Source organism: Halopseudomonas salegens, from assembly GCF_900105655.1.
Taxonomy (GTDB): Bacteria; Pseudomonadota; Gammaproteobacteria; order Pseudomonadales; family Pseudomonadaceae; genus Halopseudomonas; species Halopseudomonas salegens.
On record NZ_LT629787.1, the window covers coordinates 590,363 to 603,277 of the forward strand.

The 12,915-nt window shown below is 57.4% G+C and carries 19 protein-coding genes; 9 read left to right on the forward strand and 10 right to left on the reverse strand.

Annotated elements, in window-relative coordinates; translation table 11 throughout:
• Positions 1–4: 4 nt before the first annotated feature.
• A complete protein-coding gene (locus BLU07_RS02590) occupies positions 5–478 on the forward strand; it encodes a DUF4124 domain-containing protein (RefSeq protein ID WP_092383863.1) in 474 nt (157 codons plus the stop codon).
• A 29-nt stretch (positions 479–507) separates the two neighbouring features.
• Here BLU07_RS02590 and BLU07_RS02595 read toward each other — a convergent pair whose 3' ends face one another.
• The 10 genes from BLU07_RS02595 to BLU07_RS02640 form a co-directional block, all read right to left on the reverse strand.
• Positions 508–780: an HPr family phosphocarrier protein gene (locus BLU07_RS02595; protein WP_092383865.1), complete on the reverse strand. Its 273-nt coding sequence runs from the start codon at positions 778–780 to the stop codon at positions 508–510.
• Positions 781–786: 6 nt separating this feature from the next.
• A complete protein-coding gene (gene rapZ / locus BLU07_RS02600; RefSeq protein WP_092383867.1) occupies positions 787–1,641 on the reverse strand; it encodes an RNase adapter RapZ in 855 nt (284 codons plus the stop codon).
• A gap of 5 nt (positions 1,642–1,646) precedes the next feature.
• On the reverse strand, positions 1,647–2,105 hold the full coding sequence (gene ptsN / locus BLU07_RS02605) for a PTS IIA-like nitrogen regulatory protein PtsN (RefSeq protein WP_092383869.1): 459 nt from the start codon (positions 2,103–2,105) through the stop codon (positions 1,647–1,649).
• An 18-nt stretch (positions 2,106–2,123) separates the two neighbouring features.
• On the reverse strand, positions 2,124–2,432 hold the full coding sequence (gene hpf, locus BLU07_RS02610; protein ID WP_092383871.1) for a ribosome hibernation-promoting factor, HPF/YfiA family: 309 nt from the start codon (positions 2,430–2,432) through the stop codon (positions 2,124–2,126).
• A gap of 73 nt (positions 2,433–2,505) precedes the next feature.
• Complete coding sequence (locus BLU07_RS02615; RefSeq protein WP_092383873.1) at positions 2,506–4,020, reverse strand: RNA polymerase factor sigma-54; 1,515 nt, start codon at positions 4,018–4,020, stop codon at positions 2,506–2,508.
• Between the two features lie 131 nt (positions 4,021–4,151).
• Positions 4,152–4,877 (reverse strand): LPS export ABC transporter ATP-binding protein, encoded by a 726-nt coding sequence (gene lptB / locus BLU07_RS02620; RefSeq protein WP_092383875.1) that lies wholly within the window; start codon positions 4,875–4,877, stop codon positions 4,152–4,154.
• 2 nt (positions 4,878–4,879) lie between these two features.
• A complete protein-coding gene (gene lptA / locus BLU07_RS02625; protein ID WP_092383877.1) occupies positions 4,880–5,392 on the reverse strand; it encodes a lipopolysaccharide transport periplasmic protein LptA in 513 nt (170 codons plus the stop codon).
• Positions 5,379–5,954 (reverse strand): LPS export ABC transporter periplasmic protein LptC, encoded by a 576-nt coding sequence (gene lptC, locus BLU07_RS02630; protein WP_092383879.1) that lies wholly within the window; start codon positions 5,952–5,954, stop codon positions 5,379–5,381. Before lptC ends, lptA begins: the two co-directional genes overlap by 14 nt.
• Positions 5,955–5,956: 2 nt before the next feature.
• Entirely contained in the window at positions 5,957–6,484 is a 528-nt protein-coding gene (locus BLU07_RS02635) for a KdsC family phosphatase (protein WP_092383881.1), read from the reverse strand.
• A complete protein-coding gene (locus tag BLU07_RS02640; RefSeq protein ID WP_092383883.1) occupies positions 6,481–7,464 on the reverse strand; it encodes a KpsF/GutQ family sugar-phosphate isomerase in 984 nt (327 codons plus the stop codon). Before BLU07_RS02640 ends, BLU07_RS02635 begins: the two co-directional genes overlap by 4 nt.
• Before the next feature lie 169 nt (positions 7,465–7,633).
• Between BLU07_RS02640 and BLU07_RS02645 the strand changes: the two genes are divergently transcribed.
• The 8 genes from BLU07_RS02645 to hisG are packed head-to-tail and all read left to right on the forward strand — an operon-like array spanning position 7,634 to position 12,884.
• Complete coding sequence (locus BLU07_RS02645) at positions 7,634–8,452, forward strand: ATP-binding cassette domain-containing protein (protein WP_092383885.1); 819 nt, start codon at positions 7,634–7,636, stop codon at positions 8,450–8,452.
• Between the two features lie 5 nt (positions 8,453–8,457).
• Entirely contained in the window at positions 8,458–9,231 is a 774-nt protein-coding gene (mlaE, locus tag BLU07_RS02650; RefSeq protein ID WP_092389534.1) for a lipid asymmetry maintenance ABC transporter permease subunit MlaE, read from the forward strand.
• 17 nt (positions 9,232–9,248) lie between these two features.
• Positions 9,249–9,710, forward strand: coding sequence for an outer membrane lipid asymmetry maintenance protein MlaD (mlaD, locus tag BLU07_RS02655; protein ID WP_092383887.1), 462 nt, complete (start codon positions 9,249–9,251; stop codon positions 9,708–9,710).
• Positions 9,711–9,723: 13 nt separating this feature from the next.
• Complete coding sequence (locus BLU07_RS02660; protein WP_157719062.1) at positions 9,724–10,371, forward strand: MlaC/ttg2D family ABC transporter substrate-binding protein; 648 nt, start codon at positions 9,724–9,726, stop codon at positions 10,369–10,371.
• Positions 10,368–10,700 (forward strand): STAS domain-containing protein, encoded by a 333-nt coding sequence (locus tag BLU07_RS02665; RefSeq protein ID WP_092383891.1) that lies wholly within the window; start codon positions 10,368–10,370, stop codon positions 10,698–10,700. Before BLU07_RS02660 ends, BLU07_RS02665 begins: the two co-directional genes overlap by 4 nt.
• The gene (locus BLU07_RS02670) at positions 10,701–10,940 is read left to right on the forward strand and encodes a BolA family protein (RefSeq protein ID WP_092383893.1); all 240 of its coding nucleotides are present in this window, start codon (positions 10,701–10,703) and stop codon (positions 10,938–10,940) included.
• A gap of 24 nt (positions 10,941–10,964) precedes the next feature.
• The gene (gene murA / locus BLU07_RS02675) at positions 10,965–12,230 is read left to right on the forward strand and encodes a UDP-N-acetylglucosamine 1-carboxyvinyltransferase (RefSeq protein WP_092383895.1); all 1,266 of its coding nucleotides are present in this window, start codon (positions 10,965–10,967) and stop codon (positions 12,228–12,230) included.
• 9 nt (positions 12,231–12,239) lie between these two features.
• Entirely contained in the window at positions 12,240–12,884 is a 645-nt protein-coding gene (hisG, locus tag BLU07_RS02680; protein ID WP_092383897.1) for an ATP phosphoribosyltransferase, read from the forward strand.
• Positions 12,885–12,915 lie beyond the last annotated feature (31 nt).

The window sequence follows — 12,915 nt, forward strand, 5'->3', positions numbered from 1 at the left end:
TGACATGAAAAACGCTACACTGGGCGTCACCCTGACCTTGATTGTGGTTGCACAAGTGCAGGCTCAGCCTGTGTACCAGTGCACCGGGCCAAACGGCGAAAAGGTATTCAGTCAAATTGCCTGTCCGGACGGCTCGGCGGGTACCGAAGTCACTGTCCACAACCCTCCCCCCAGCGGTGATGGTGAACTGATACCCTGGGGGACGCCACAGGTTCAATCGAAGCCTGATACTGAGCCCCGAGCACGGGTGACCGTGGTTGGCGAGCAAAGAACATGTGACATTGACCTGTCAGCTCAGGAAATCCGGACAGCCATGGTCAAAAAGGAGGTTGTCGTTGGCATGACGACCGCCGAGGTCAAACGGGCGTTGGGTCAGCCGCTTGCCATCAACAGGAGTTCTCGAGGCGATGACCAGTGGGTGTACCCGGGCATTTACCTCTACATAGACAAGGATGGTTGCCTTGTCTCATGGAACTGACTGTATATCGGGCTGGCAAGGGTGAACCCTTACTCACCCTCGCCAAAATAATCGTTGATCAATGCTTGCAGATCATCCAGCGCCTGTTCGGCGTGTTCGCCTTCACAGCAGATGCACACCTCGGTGCCTTTACTGGCGGCGAGCATCATGACCTGCATGATGCTTTTGCCGTCGACCAGGCTGTTGGCACATTTTCCGACCTGCACCTGGCAGTCATGTTGTTGCGCGACGGCAACGAATTTGGCTGCAGCGCGGGCGTGCAGGCCGAGTTTGTTGATAATGGTAAGAGTACGGGTCGGCATGGGGTTTCAATGTAGGTCGCGATGGCGAAGCAGCAGGTTTTTGGTGTGTGAAGCGAGTTCCCTGACCAGACGTTCGGCAATATAGACCGAACGGTGGTGGCCGCCCGTGCAGCCGATGGCGACAGTCATATAGCTGCGTTCACCGGCGGCGTAGCGGGGTAGCCACTTGCGCAGGAACTGGTAGATGTCCTGGTACATATCCTCGACCTCAGGCAGCGCATCCAGATAGGTACGGATTTCCTCGTCACGCCCGGAAAATGGACGTAGTTCCGGTTTCCAATAAGGATTGGGCAGGCAACGAACATCGAATACCAGGTCCGCATCGACCGGTACGCCACGCTTGAAGCCAAAGGATTGCACCTGAATGGAAACGCCCTGGCCCTGATTGGTCAGCAAGCGTTGTTTAAGCTCGTCACGGAGCTGATAAAGCGTCAGGTGGCTGGTGTCTACTTTCAGGCTGGCCAGGTCGATGATGGGTGCCAGCAGTTCCAGCTCCTGAGCGATGGCTTCAGGCAGTGACAGATTTTCATCGGTTAACGGGTGCTTGCGCCGGGTTTCGGAGAATCGCTTGATCAATACTTCGTCTGTGGCGGCAAGAAACAGCACGTCGCATTGAATACCTGAGGCACGCACCTGCCGCAGTAGCTCGGGAAATCGCGCCAGATCACTGGGCAGATTGCGAGCATCAATGCTGACGGCTACCTTGGGCAGCTGTGTATGGTGATTCTTGGCCTGATTCGCCAGTTCCGGCAGCAGGCCAGCGGGCAGGTTGTCGATACAGTAAAAGCCGTTGTCTTCCAGCAGGTGCAGCGCAGTGCTCTTGCCCGAACCGGAACGACCACTGACGACCACCAGACGCATGTCGCCTAGTCTCCGCTGCCGGCGTCAACCATGACCTGATAGAGGTCTTCGGCATTCGCGGCTTTGCGCAGGGCGGCCCGCAGAGTGGGTTGGTCCAGCCGTTCGGCCAGCATCTTGAGAATCTGCAGGTGCTCTTCGGTGGCTTCCTCCGGGACCAGCAAAACAAATATCAGGTCAACCGGTTCACCATCAAGGGCATCGAAGTCGATTTTGCCATCCAGTTGCAGCAGTGCGCCAACCGCTTTACTGCAGCCGGACAGGCGACAGTGGGGGATGGCGATACCATGTCCAAAGCCGGTAGAGCCGAGTTTTTCCCGGGCAATCAGGCTTTCGTAAATGGCGTCAGCATCAAGGCTGGTGTGCTGGGCAACCAGTTTCCCGGTCAGCTCCAGCACGCGTTTTTTGGAAACGCCCTGAACACCGGCAAAGGTACGATCAGGGCTGAGGATTTGTGATATTTGCATGGGGTATGCGTTCAGGCCTTAGCGCGCATGGGCGCCTTGTTGGCGGTCAATGGTCTTTTCCTTGTGCTTGATCAGTTGGCGATCGAGCTTGTCGGTCAAGAGGTCAATAGCAGCGTACATGTCTTCATGGTCAGCGTTGGCAACAACTTCGCCACCGGCAATGTGCAGTTTGGCTTCCGCCTTCTGACGCAGCTTTTCCACTTCCAGGGTAACTTGCACGTTGGTGATCTTGTCGAAATGGCGCTCCAGGCGGGCCATTTTTTCGGTAATGTAGTCGCGCAGGGCGTCAGTAACATCAAGCTGGTGACCGCTGATATTTAGTTGCATAGAGTGCCTCCTGATTGGCGTTTTTGCTGTGGGCAACGCATTGCCCGGTGCTGCACTGCAAATCGGGGCTGGCTTAAACCAGCCGCTTGCGTTCACTCGATGGGGCGATATTGAGCGACTCGCGGTATTTGGCGATGGTGCGCCTGGCCACATGAATTCCCTGTTCTTCCAGTAAACCAGCGATCTTGCTGTCACTCAATGGTTTCTTTGGGTTTTCTGTCGCCACCAGTTTCTTGATCAGGGCACGAATGGCGGTAGACGAGAATTCACCCCCTTCACTGGTGCTGACATGGCTGGAGAAAAAGTACTTCAATTCGAAGATGCCACGGGGCGTATGCATGAATTTCTGCGTGGTTACACGGGAAATGGTTGACTCGTGCATGCCCACGGCTTCGGCAATATCGTGCAGTACCAGCGGCTTCATCGCTTCTTCACCCTGCTCGAGGAAGTCTCGCTGATGCTCGACGATCTGGCTGGCCACTTTCATCAGGGTTTCATTTCGGCTCTGCAGGCTCTTGATGAACCAGCGCGCTTCCTGCAAGTGGTTGCGCAGGTAAGTGTTGTCGCTACTGCTGTCGGCACGGCGAACCATGGCAGCGTATTGGCCGTTGACGCGTACCTTGGGTACTGCCTCCTGATTCAACTCAACCACCCAGCGGTCTTTTTCCCGGCGCACGATGACATCCGGGATCACGTATTCTGCTTCGCCTGAGGCAATTTCGCTGCCGGGGCGGGGATTCAGCGTCTGGATCAGGTTGATGACGTCACGTAGCTGCTCTTCCTTCATCCGCGTGCGGCGCATCAGGGTCGTGAAATCACGGCTACCCAGCAGCTCCAGGTGATCCTTGACCAGGCGCAGGGCCTGCTCCAGCAGGGGAGTGTCGGCTGGCAACTGGCGCAATTGCAGACTCAGGCATTCGCTCAGACTGCGTGCGCCAACACCGACGGGCTCGAATTGCTGGATCCGGTGCAGGACCATTTCCACTTCATCGGCTTCGATGTCCAGCATGGGGTCGAAGGACTCCAGAATGTCTTCCAGACTTTCTTCCAGATATCCGTCAGCACTGATCGCATCAATCAGCGACTCGGCAATCAGGCGGTCGGTATCCGACAGGGGGATCAGGTTGAGCTGCCACTCCAGGTGGCTTTGCAGGGTTTCACCGGTGCCGGTACGCGAGGTGTAATCCCACTCCTCATCATCCTGGTTCGGCAATGAGCTGGCCGAGGTCTGGTAGACATCTTCCCATTGGGTATCTACCGGCAGGTCGGTAGGGATTTCGTCAAACTTGCCTTCCGGTGCGTCAGCATTCGGTTGCCGTGATTCAAACTCAACCGGATCGGGCAAGGTAACGGCCGGAGCCTCTTCACCATTGTCATGATCGCCGCCTTCACTCTGCTCATTTTTACCGGCAGCGGTATAGTCGTCGTCGCCGTCGTCGGCCATTTCCAGCATCGGATTGACTTCCAGCGCTTCCTGGACCTCCTGTTGCAAGTCCAGGCTGGATAGCTGTAGCAGTCGGATGGCTTGCTGCAGCTGCGGCGTCATGGTCAGCTGCTGCCCCATCTTGAGGACGAGTGAGGCTTTCATCGGTGGGTGTTCAACCTTGGCTGCAAAATGTTTCTACCTGTGTCATAGCATGCCTGAAATCAAGGCGCTTTTACATAGCTGCGCCGGCTTGCAGGTTGCTGGAATGAAGCGGAACAGGGCGGATGCGCTGGTCACAGGCGGAAGCTGTGGCCAAGGTATACATCACGCACTACCTGACTGGCGAGCACATCGTCGGCTGAGCCCTCGGCAATGATGACCCCATCGTTGAGGATGTAGGCCTTGTCACAGATATCAAGCGTTTCGCGTACGTTGTGATCGGTTATCAGCACACCGATACCCTTGTCCTTGAGATGCTCAATGATTTGTTTGATGTCGTTGACTGAAATCGGATCGACACCGGCAAAGGGTTCATCCAGCAGGATGAAGCGTGGCTCGGTAGCCAGCGCGCGTGCAATTTCTGCCCGCCGGCGCTCACCACCGGACAGGCTCATGCCCAATGTGTTGGCCAGATGATGTATGTGAAATTCGCGCAGCAGTGATTCCAGTTTGCCTTTGCGACCCTCGCGGTTGAGATCCTTGCGGGTCTCCAGAATCGCCATGATATTCTCCGCGACGGTCAGCTTGCGGAAGATCGAGGCTTCTTGTGGCAAATAGCCGATACCCGCCCGTGCCCGCCCATGCATCGGCAGTGCGGTAATATCCCGACCATCAATAGTGATCTTGCCTTGATCGGCTTTGACCAGGCCGACAACCATGTAGAAACAGGTGGTCTTGCCGGCGCCGTTGGGGCCAAGCAGGCCGACCACGTCTCCGCTGCTGATGCCAATGGATGCATCACGGACGACTTGTCGCCCTTTGTAGGCTTTGGCCAGGTGCTGGGCTTCGAGGGTGGCCATGATCAGTTTTCACCATCGCGATTGCGTGGCTGGATGGTGATCTCGATGCGTTGATCACTGCCGTTGGCGCCGTCCCGTTGACCGGCATCTACCACGCGGCGGTTGATATCGTAGGTGATCAGGTCGCCGCTGAACGTATCCCCTGCCTGATCCAGATGGCTGCGTTCTATCAACACCACGCGCTGGGCGTCGGCATGATATTCAATGGTTTGCGCGCGGGCGTTGATCTCACCGCGCCCGTCTGGCGGGTCCTGTCGCCAGGTTGCTGGGCTACCGGTCGAAACCAGCTTGCTGACCTCGCCATTGCTGTCCATGGACAGCGTCACCTGGCTGCCGGTGAGACGCATACTGCCTTGGGTCACGATAACGTCACCACGATATACAGCACTATTGCGGGCATCATCGAGCGTGGCACTGTCTGCCTGGATATTGATTGGCTGCTGGCTGTCAACTGCCAGCACAATCGGGCTGGCTAGCAAACAGGTAGCCAGTAACAGAGTATTAATCGACCTCATGTCGGCCTCTTACCGTGGACAGCAGCTCTACACGGCTGTCATTGAGAAAAACCTGCATGCCGCGGGCGGTAGTTGCGCTCTCAGCATACTCAATTCTAACGTCCTCAGCGGTTTCCGCATAATCGCGCGCCGGGTGCAGCGTTAGTGCATCGGTCAGCAGGCGGCGTTGCTGGCCGTTGGGGAGGGTCTGCTCGATCACAACGTTGTCGGTCAGTTCGACCTGGTCACCTTCGGCACTGATCAGAGCACTGGCCGCCTGCAATTGCCAGGGGGGTTCTGGCTCTGGCCGGTACAACGTCAGCTCTGGCTGGCTCAGGCGACTCTGGCCAGTCGTCAGTTCATGGGTGGTACGCAGGCTCTGCAAGCGGTAGCTGGGCTGACCATCATCGTCGCGCACCAGTGTCCAGGCCGGGCCGATGATGAAATCGGGTTGCCCGGAGTCGCTGATGACCAGGGTGGGCACAAAGCTGGCCGGGCGGATATTCCAGTAGCCGACGGCCAGTGCCAGGGCAAGAATCAATATGCCGATGACGCCGGTGACGAGGTAGCGGGGCAGGCGCATGGTCACAGGTATGCAGCCTGTGCCGCATTCAGCGTGCCCTGGGCGCGCATGATGAATTCGCAGAACTCGCGGGCGGCGCCGGCACCACCACTGGCGGCGGTTACGCCATGGGCATGCTGACGAACAAAGGCGTCAGCATTGGCTACCGCCAGGCCCAGACCTACCCGGCGCATTACCGGGAGGTCCGGCAGGTCATCGCCGAGGAAAGCAATTTCTTCCAGCTCGACGCGAACACTCTGGCGCAGCTCGTCGAGGGCATTGAGTTTGTCTTCGCGGCCCTGAATCAGATGACGAATACCCAGATTGGCGGCGCGGCGCTCAACCAGCGGTGACTGGCGACCACTGATAATGGCAACTTCGACGCCGCTGTTGATCAGCATTTTGATGCCGTGCCCGTCAAGGGTGTTGAACGATTTGAATTCTGTGCCGTCAGGCATGAAGTACAAGCGGCCATCAGTCAGTACGCCATCAACATCAAAGACAGCCAGGCGGATGGCGGCGGCGCGTTGTTGTAACTGGGCCTGGTTCATACCACCCCCGCGCGCAGCAGATCATGCATGTTCAGTGCTCCTACCGGTTTGCCGTCAGGGTCGACCACAAAGAGCCCGCTGATTTTACCGTCATCCATGATTTTCAGCGCTTCTGCCGCGAGAGCACCCTGGTGGACTGTTTTGCAGCGCCGGGTCATCAGGGTGTCGATACGCACTTGATGAATATCGATTGGCTGGTCCAGGGTACGACGCAGGTCGCCGTCGGTAAAGATTCCGGCCAGGCTGCCGTCGGCGGTCAGAATGCCGGTCAGGCCGAGCCCCTTGCGCGTCATTTCCAGCAAGGCATCGCGCAGGGATGTGTCGGTGCTGACCAGCGGCATCCGCTCGCCGGCATGCATGATGTCGTCGACCAGCAAGAGTAGTCGCCGTCCCAGGCTGCCGCCGGGGTGTGAAAAGGCAAAGTCTTCAGCACTGAACCCCCGGGCTTCCAGCAAACCGATAGCCAATGCATCACCCATCACCAGAGCAGTGGTGGTGCTGGAGGTGGGTGCCAGGTTGAGTGGGCAGGCTTCCTGTTCGACACCCGTGTCGAGATTGGCGATAGCTGCCTTGGCCAGAGTCGATTCCGGGTTGCCGGTCAGACTGATCAAGGGGACGCCCAGACGCTTCAGTAGTGGCAGCAGGGTGACGACTTCGTTGGTATTGCCCGAGTTGGACAAAGCAATAACGACATCCTCTCGGGTAATCATCCCCATATCGCCGTGGCTGGCTTCGCCGGGATGGACAAAAAAAGCCGGTGAGCCGGTGCTGGCCAGGGTCGCCGCGAGTTTGTTGCCGATATGTCCGGATTTGCCCATGCCGGTCACAATAATTCGTCCGTTACAGGCCAGCAACGTCCTGCAGGCCCTTTCAAAGGCGGAGTCCAGACGATTCAGCAGACTGTTTACGGCATCTCTTTCCAGGCCGATGGTGCGCTGGGCAGAGGCAATGTAGTCAAAATCGGGTGTCGGTATCGGCATTACGGTCGCGTTCTGAAGCAATGTGCCGGGCAGTATACCCAGTAATCGGGGTTTTCTCATCCTGCAGTCATGTCTTGCAAGCAGTGCAGCTTGGGCGCAGACGGCCAAGCTGGTATATTAGCGCGTTCGTTACTGCGGTAACGCCAACTCGCACTCAGAGCCGTGTCCGATGACCGATGCAAACGACTACCTTGTAGAGCTGAATGATGTGACCTTCAAAAGGGGTAGTCACAGCATTTTTGATGGCGTCAATATTCGCATTCCTCGCGGCAAGGTCACGGGCATCATGGGGCCTTCAGGCTGTGGCAAGACCACCCTGCTACGTCTGGTGGGAGCCCAGCTGCGGCCACAGAGTGGTCAGGTACTGGTCAACGGGCAGAATATCCCTGATCTGGGACGCAAGGAATTGTTTGCCGCGCGTCAGCACATGGGCATGTTGTTTCAGAGCGGTGCGCTGTTTACTGATCTCAGTGTGTTCGAGAATGTGGCTTTCCCGTTGCGGGTGCACACCGATCTGCCGGAAGACATGATTCGCGACATCGTCATGCTCAAGCTGCAGGCAGTCGGCCTGCGGGGAGCCTGGAAACTGGCGCCGGATGAGCTGTCCGGTGGCATGAAGCGCCGCGTGGCTCTGGCTCGTGCAATTGCGCTGGATCCGCAACTGATGATGTATGACGAACCTTTCGTTGGGCAGGACCCGATTTCCATGGGAGTACTGGTGCGCCTGATTCGCTTGCTGAATGATGCGTTGAATCTGACCAGCATCGTCGTTTCGCATGATTTGGCAGAAACCGCCAGTATTGCCGACTACCTGTATGTGATCGGTGATGGTCAGGTGCTGGGTGAGGGGGAGCCGGAAGCATTGATGCAATCGGATAACCCGCGCATTCGTCAGTTCATGCAGGGTGAGCCGGATGGCCCCGTGCCCTTTCATTACCCGGCGAATGATTATATTGAAGACCTGCTCAAGGGAGAGCACAAATCGTGAGTGGCATGATGGATCGATTGGCTGCTCTCGGGCGCTTGGGGCTGGATGTGCTGGCTGCTATTGGCCGTGCCGGCATATTTTTGCTGCATGCCCTGGTCGGGCGTTCATCTTATGGCAGCAGTTTTTATCTGCTCTGTCGCCAGCTGTACTCTGTCGGTGTACTGTCGCTGCCGATTATCATTGTGTCAGGCCTGTTTATCGGTATGGTGCTTGCCTTGCAGGGCTATAACATCCTGGTTGATTTCGGATCGGAGTCCGCGGTGGGCCAGATGGTTGCCCTGACTATTCTGCGGGAATTGGGGCCGGTAGTTGCTGCGTTGCTGTTTGCCGGCCGTGCCGGCTCGGCGCTGACGGCAGAAATCGGTTTGATGAAAGCCACCGAACAGTTGTCCAGCCTGGAAATGATCGGTGTTGATCCGCTGAAATACGTCATTGCCCCGCGTCTGTGGGCCGGCTTTATTTCCTTGCCGCTGCTGACCGCGATATTCAGCGTGGTCGGCATCTGGGGCGGCGCCATGGTGGCCGTCGACTGGTTGGGCGTATACGCCGGCTCTTACTGGGGCAATATGCAGGCTTCGGTATCTTTTGGTCACGATGTAATGAACGGCATGGTCAAGGCATTGGTATTTGCCTTTGTCGTTACCTGGATTGCGGTATTCCAGGGATATGACTGCGAACCCACTTCCGAGGGCATCAGCCGGGCCACCACGCGCACTGTGGTTTACGCTTCGCTGGCTGTCCTCGGGCTGGACTTTATCCTGACGGCTTTGATGTTCTGATTGGCAAGGAAACTGACATGCGTACCCGTACTCTGGAACTGACAGTCGGCGTTTTCATCCTTATCGGGGTGTTGGCGCTGCTGGTGCTGGCCCTGCGCGTCAGTGGCCTGACCCTAAGCGCGCCGGGCAATACCTACACGGTAGTGGCTTATTTCGACAATGCGGCCGGACTCACGTCACGTGCCAAGGTTACCTTGTCTGGCGTTACCATCGGCCAGGTAGGGCAAGTGAGTTATGACCGCGATCGTTATTCGAGCCGGGTTGAACTGGTCATCAACAGTGAGGTCAACAACTTACCCACTGACAGCAGTGCGTCGATTCTGACTGCGGGTCTTCTGGGCGAAAAATACATTGGTTTGTCGATTGGTGGTGAAGAAGAGGTATTGAGCGACGGTGACGAGATTTATGACACCCAGTCTGCTCTGGTGCTGGAAGAAATGATTGGCCGGTTCCTGATGAACACGACCAGCTCGGACTGAATGGAGAATGCCCATGCGTAGCCTTATCAATTATTCGTTTGCTCTCTTGCTGCTGTTGCCTCTGTTTGCCCAGGCCGGGGCCAAATCAGCGCAAGCCGTGGTCGACGATACTGCCAGCCAGATCATGACCTTGCTTAACGAGAATCGGGATGCCTACCGGGATGACACCGACGCTCTGGTGAGAGATCTTAGTGATGTGCTGGACCCGGTGGTCGACTTTCAGGGCTTCGCGCGCAGCGTGATGACGGTGCGCTACAGCCGTAATGCATCGCAGGATCAGATCAATCGTTTCATTGACTCTTTCAAGAGCAATATCGCCGAGTTTTATGGCTCGGCCTTGCTGGAAGCCAATGGCGGCGAGTTGACTGTGCTTGAGCCTCGTGACCGGGACCAGCAAGGCCCGGATCGCACCATGGTGCACATGGATATCGTGTCGCCGAGCGGCGACAATTACCGCGCCTCCTATACCATGGTGAAGATCGATGGGCAGTGGAAAGTGCGCAACGTGGTCGTTGAAGGCTTCAATGTCGGTTTGTTGTTCCGCGACCTGTTTGCCCAGGCCATGCAGGACAAGGGCAATGATCTGGATGCGGTCATTGCCGACTGGGGCTCGGTGATTGCCGCGTCGCGTGAGGAAATCGAACAAGAGGTCGAGGAGTGAGCGCCGAACTTGTCCAGCAGTCAGATCTAATCAGCCTGCGAGGTGAAATCGATTTTGCCAATGCCAGGTCCCTGCAAGAGCAGCTGAGTGCTGCTGTTGCCCGGGCCGGCAATAATGTGCGCGTCGACCTGTCAGGCGTTGATCATGCCAATAGCGTTGGCTTATCCCTGCTGCTGAGCACGGCGCGGAACGCTGAAGCCAATGGCGTGACCCTTGGCTTCAGCGGCTTGCCGCAACAATTGCAAAGTATGGCCGCCGTCTGCGGTCTGGAAGACTGGCTGGTGGAAAACGCCGCCGCTGAACCCGCCGGGCAACAGGAGAATGTGTGAATGCATGCCGCTGAAGTCAAGCAACTGATCGAAGAGCAAGTACCCGATACCCAGGTTGAAGTCGATGGCGAAGGCTGCAACTTTCAGCTCTTCGTCATCAGTGACGAGGTGGCAGCCTTGTCTCCGGTCAAACGTCAGCAGGCCATCTACGCCGTGCTCAACGACGCCATTACCGACGGCCGCATACATGCGGTAACCATGAAATTCTTTACCCGCCAGGCGTGGGATAATCGCGCCTGAGAGCGCGCAGACCGAGATTCCGATATGGATAAACTGCTCATCACCGGCGGCCAGCGACTGGACGGCGAAGTACGTATTTCTGGTGCGAAGAATTCGGCTTTGCCGATTCTGGCGGCCACCCTGTTGGCTGATGATGCAGTGACCATCTGCAACCTGCCGCACCTGCATGACATCACTACCATGATCGAGCTGTTTGGCCGTATGGGCGTGCAGCCGGTGGTTGATGAGCGGCTGAATGTGGAAGTGGATCCGCGCTCCATCTCCACCCTGGTCGCCCCCTATGAACTGGTCAAGACCATGCGCGCCTCGATTCTGGTGCTGGGGCCCATGGTGGCGCATTTCGGTTATGCCGAAGTGGCTCTCCCCGGTGGCTGCGCCATCGGTTCGCGGCCGGTAGATCTGCATTTGCGTGGTCTTGAAGCCATGGGTGCGGAGATTGATGTTGATCAGGGCTACATCAAGGCGCGCGCGCCGGAAGGTGGCTTGCGTGGTGCGCACTTCTTCTTTGATACCGTCAGCGTGACCGGCACGGAGAATATCCTCATGGCCGCCACCCTGGCCAAGGGCAAAACCGTGCTGGAGAACGCCGCCCGTGAGCCGGAAGTGGTTGACCTGGCCCAGTGCCTGATCGCCATGGGTGCGAAAATCAAGGGTCATGGTACTGCGACCATCGAGATTGAAGGTGTCGAGCGTTTGCATGGTGCGCGTTATGCAGTGATGCCCGACCGGATTGAAACCGGCACTTTCCTGATCGCTGCAGCCATTACCGGGGGGCGGGTCAAATGCAAGGATACCGATCCGGCTACGCTGGAAGCGGTACTGCTCAAACTGGAAGAAGCTGGCGCGCTGATCGAAACGGGCAAGAACTGGATCAGTCTGGATATGAAGGGTCGTCGACCGCGGGCGGTTAATGTGCGGACCGCGCCATATCCCGCTTTCCCGACCGATATGCAGGCGCAGTTTGTAGCACTGAATGCGATTGCCGAAGGTACCGGTACCGTGATTGAAACCGTGTTCGAAAACCGTTTTATGCACGTGCAGGAACTGATCCGCATGGGGGCGCATATACAGGTTGAAGGCAACACTGCGGTGATCACCGGCGCCGACAAGCTCAAGGGCGCGCCGGTCATGGCGACCGATCTGCGGGCATCAGCCAGCCTGGTATTGGCTGCTCTGGTGGCTGAAGGCGACACCCTGGTTGATCGCATTTACCATATCGACCGTGGTTATGAATGTATTGAAGAGAAACTGCAGTTGCTGGGCGCCAGCATCCGCCGCGTTACGTCCTGAGAGGCCGACATGACCCAGACACTGACCATTGCCCTGTCCAAGGGGCGTATTCTTGATGACACGCTGCCGTTGCTGAAACTGGCCGGCATCGAGCCGACCGAGGACCTGGAAAAGAGCCGCAAGCTGATTTTCCCGACCACCGATCCGACTGTGCGGCTGTTGATCGTACGTGCCACCGATGTGCCGACCTATGTCGAGCAGGGGGCTGCCGACCTGGGCGTGGCAGGCAAAGATGTGCTGATGGAATACGGTAGCCAGGGCCTGTACGAGCCGCTGGATCTGAAGATTGCCATCTGCAAGCTGATGACCGCCGGCCCGCTGAATACGCCGGAACCGGGTGGCCGTCTCAAAGTTGCCACCAAATTTGTCAATGTCGCGCGTCGCTATTATGCCGAGCAGGGCCGTCAGGTAGAATTGATCAAGCTGTACGGCTCCATGGAGCTGGCACCGCTGGTCGGCCTGGCAGACAAGATCATCGATGTGGTGGATACCGGCAACACCCTGCGTGCCAATGGTCTGGAGCCGCAGGAACTGATTGCTGATATCAGCTCCCGGCTGGTGGTCAACAAGGCCTCGATGAAAATGAAGCACGCCCGCATCAAGACATTGATTGATGCCCTGGCCGCTGCGGTAGAACAGCGCAGCGCCGCCTGAAACCGATGTAGTCAACCTGAACAGGACCTGA

Coding starts and splice junctions, on each gene's coding strand:
- BLU07_RS02615 (WP_092383873.1), bottom strand. CDS start 4,020: ATGAAAGCCTCACTCGTCCTCAAGATGGGGCAGCAGCTGACCATGACG.
- lptC (WP_092383879.1), bottom strand. CDS start 5,954: ATGCGCCTGCCCCGCTACCTCGTCACCGGCGTCATCGGCATATTGATT.
- BLU07_RS02660 (WP_157719062.1), top strand. CDS start 9,724: ATGCGTAGCCTTATCAATTATTCGTTTGCTCTCTTGCTGCTGTTGCCT.
- BLU07_RS02670 (WP_092383893.1), top strand. CDS start 10,701: ATGCATGCCGCTGAAGTCAAGCAACTGATCGAAGAGCAAGTACCCGAT.
- BLU07_RS02590 (WP_092383863.1), top strand. CDS start 5: ATGAAAAACGCTACACTGGGCGTCACCCTGACCTTGATTGTGGTTGCA.
- lptB (WP_092383875.1), bottom strand. CDS start 4,877: ATGGCCACCCTCGAAGCCCAGCACCTGGCCAAAGCCTACAAAGGGCGA.
- mlaD (WP_092383887.1), top strand. CDS start 9,249: ATGCGTACCCGTACTCTGGAACTGACAGTCGGCGTTTTCATCCTTATC.
- hisG (WP_092383897.1), top strand. CDS start 12,240: ATGACCCAGACACTGACCATTGCCCTGTCCAAGGGGCGTATTCTTGAT.
- mlaE (WP_092389534.1), top strand. CDS start 8,458: ATGATGGATCGATTGGCTGCTCTCGGGCGCTTGGGGCTGGATGTGCTG.
- BLU07_RS02635 (WP_092383881.1), bottom strand. CDS start 6,484: ATGAACCAGGCCCAGTTACAACAACGCGCCGCCGCCATCCGCCTGGCT.
- BLU07_RS02595 (WP_092383865.1), bottom strand. CDS start 780: ATGCCGACCCGTACTCTTACCATTATCAACAAACTCGGCCTGCACGCC.
- BLU07_RS02640 (WP_092383883.1), bottom strand. CDS start 7,464: ATGCCGATACCGACACCCGATTTTGACTACATTGCCTCTGCCCAGCGC.
- lptA (WP_092383877.1), bottom strand. CDS start 5,392: ATGAGGTCGATTAATACTCTGTTACTGGCTACCTGTTTGCTAGCCAGC.
- BLU07_RS02645 (WP_092383885.1), top strand. CDS start 7,634: ATGACCGATGCAAACGACTACCTTGTAGAGCTGAATGATGTGACCTTC.
- ptsN (WP_092383869.1), bottom strand. CDS start 2,105: ATGCAAATATCACAAATCCTCAGCCCTGATCGTACCTTTGCCGGTGTT.
- murA (WP_092383895.1), top strand. CDS start 10,965: ATGGATAAACTGCTCATCACCGGCGGCCAGCGACTGGACGGCGAAGTA.
- rapZ (WP_092383867.1), bottom strand. CDS start 1,641: ATGCGTCTGGTGGTCGTCAGTGGTCGTTCCGGTTCGGGCAAGAGCACT.
- hpf (WP_092383871.1), bottom strand. CDS start 2,432: ATGCAACTAAATATCAGCGGTCACCAGCTTGATGTTACTGACGCCCTG.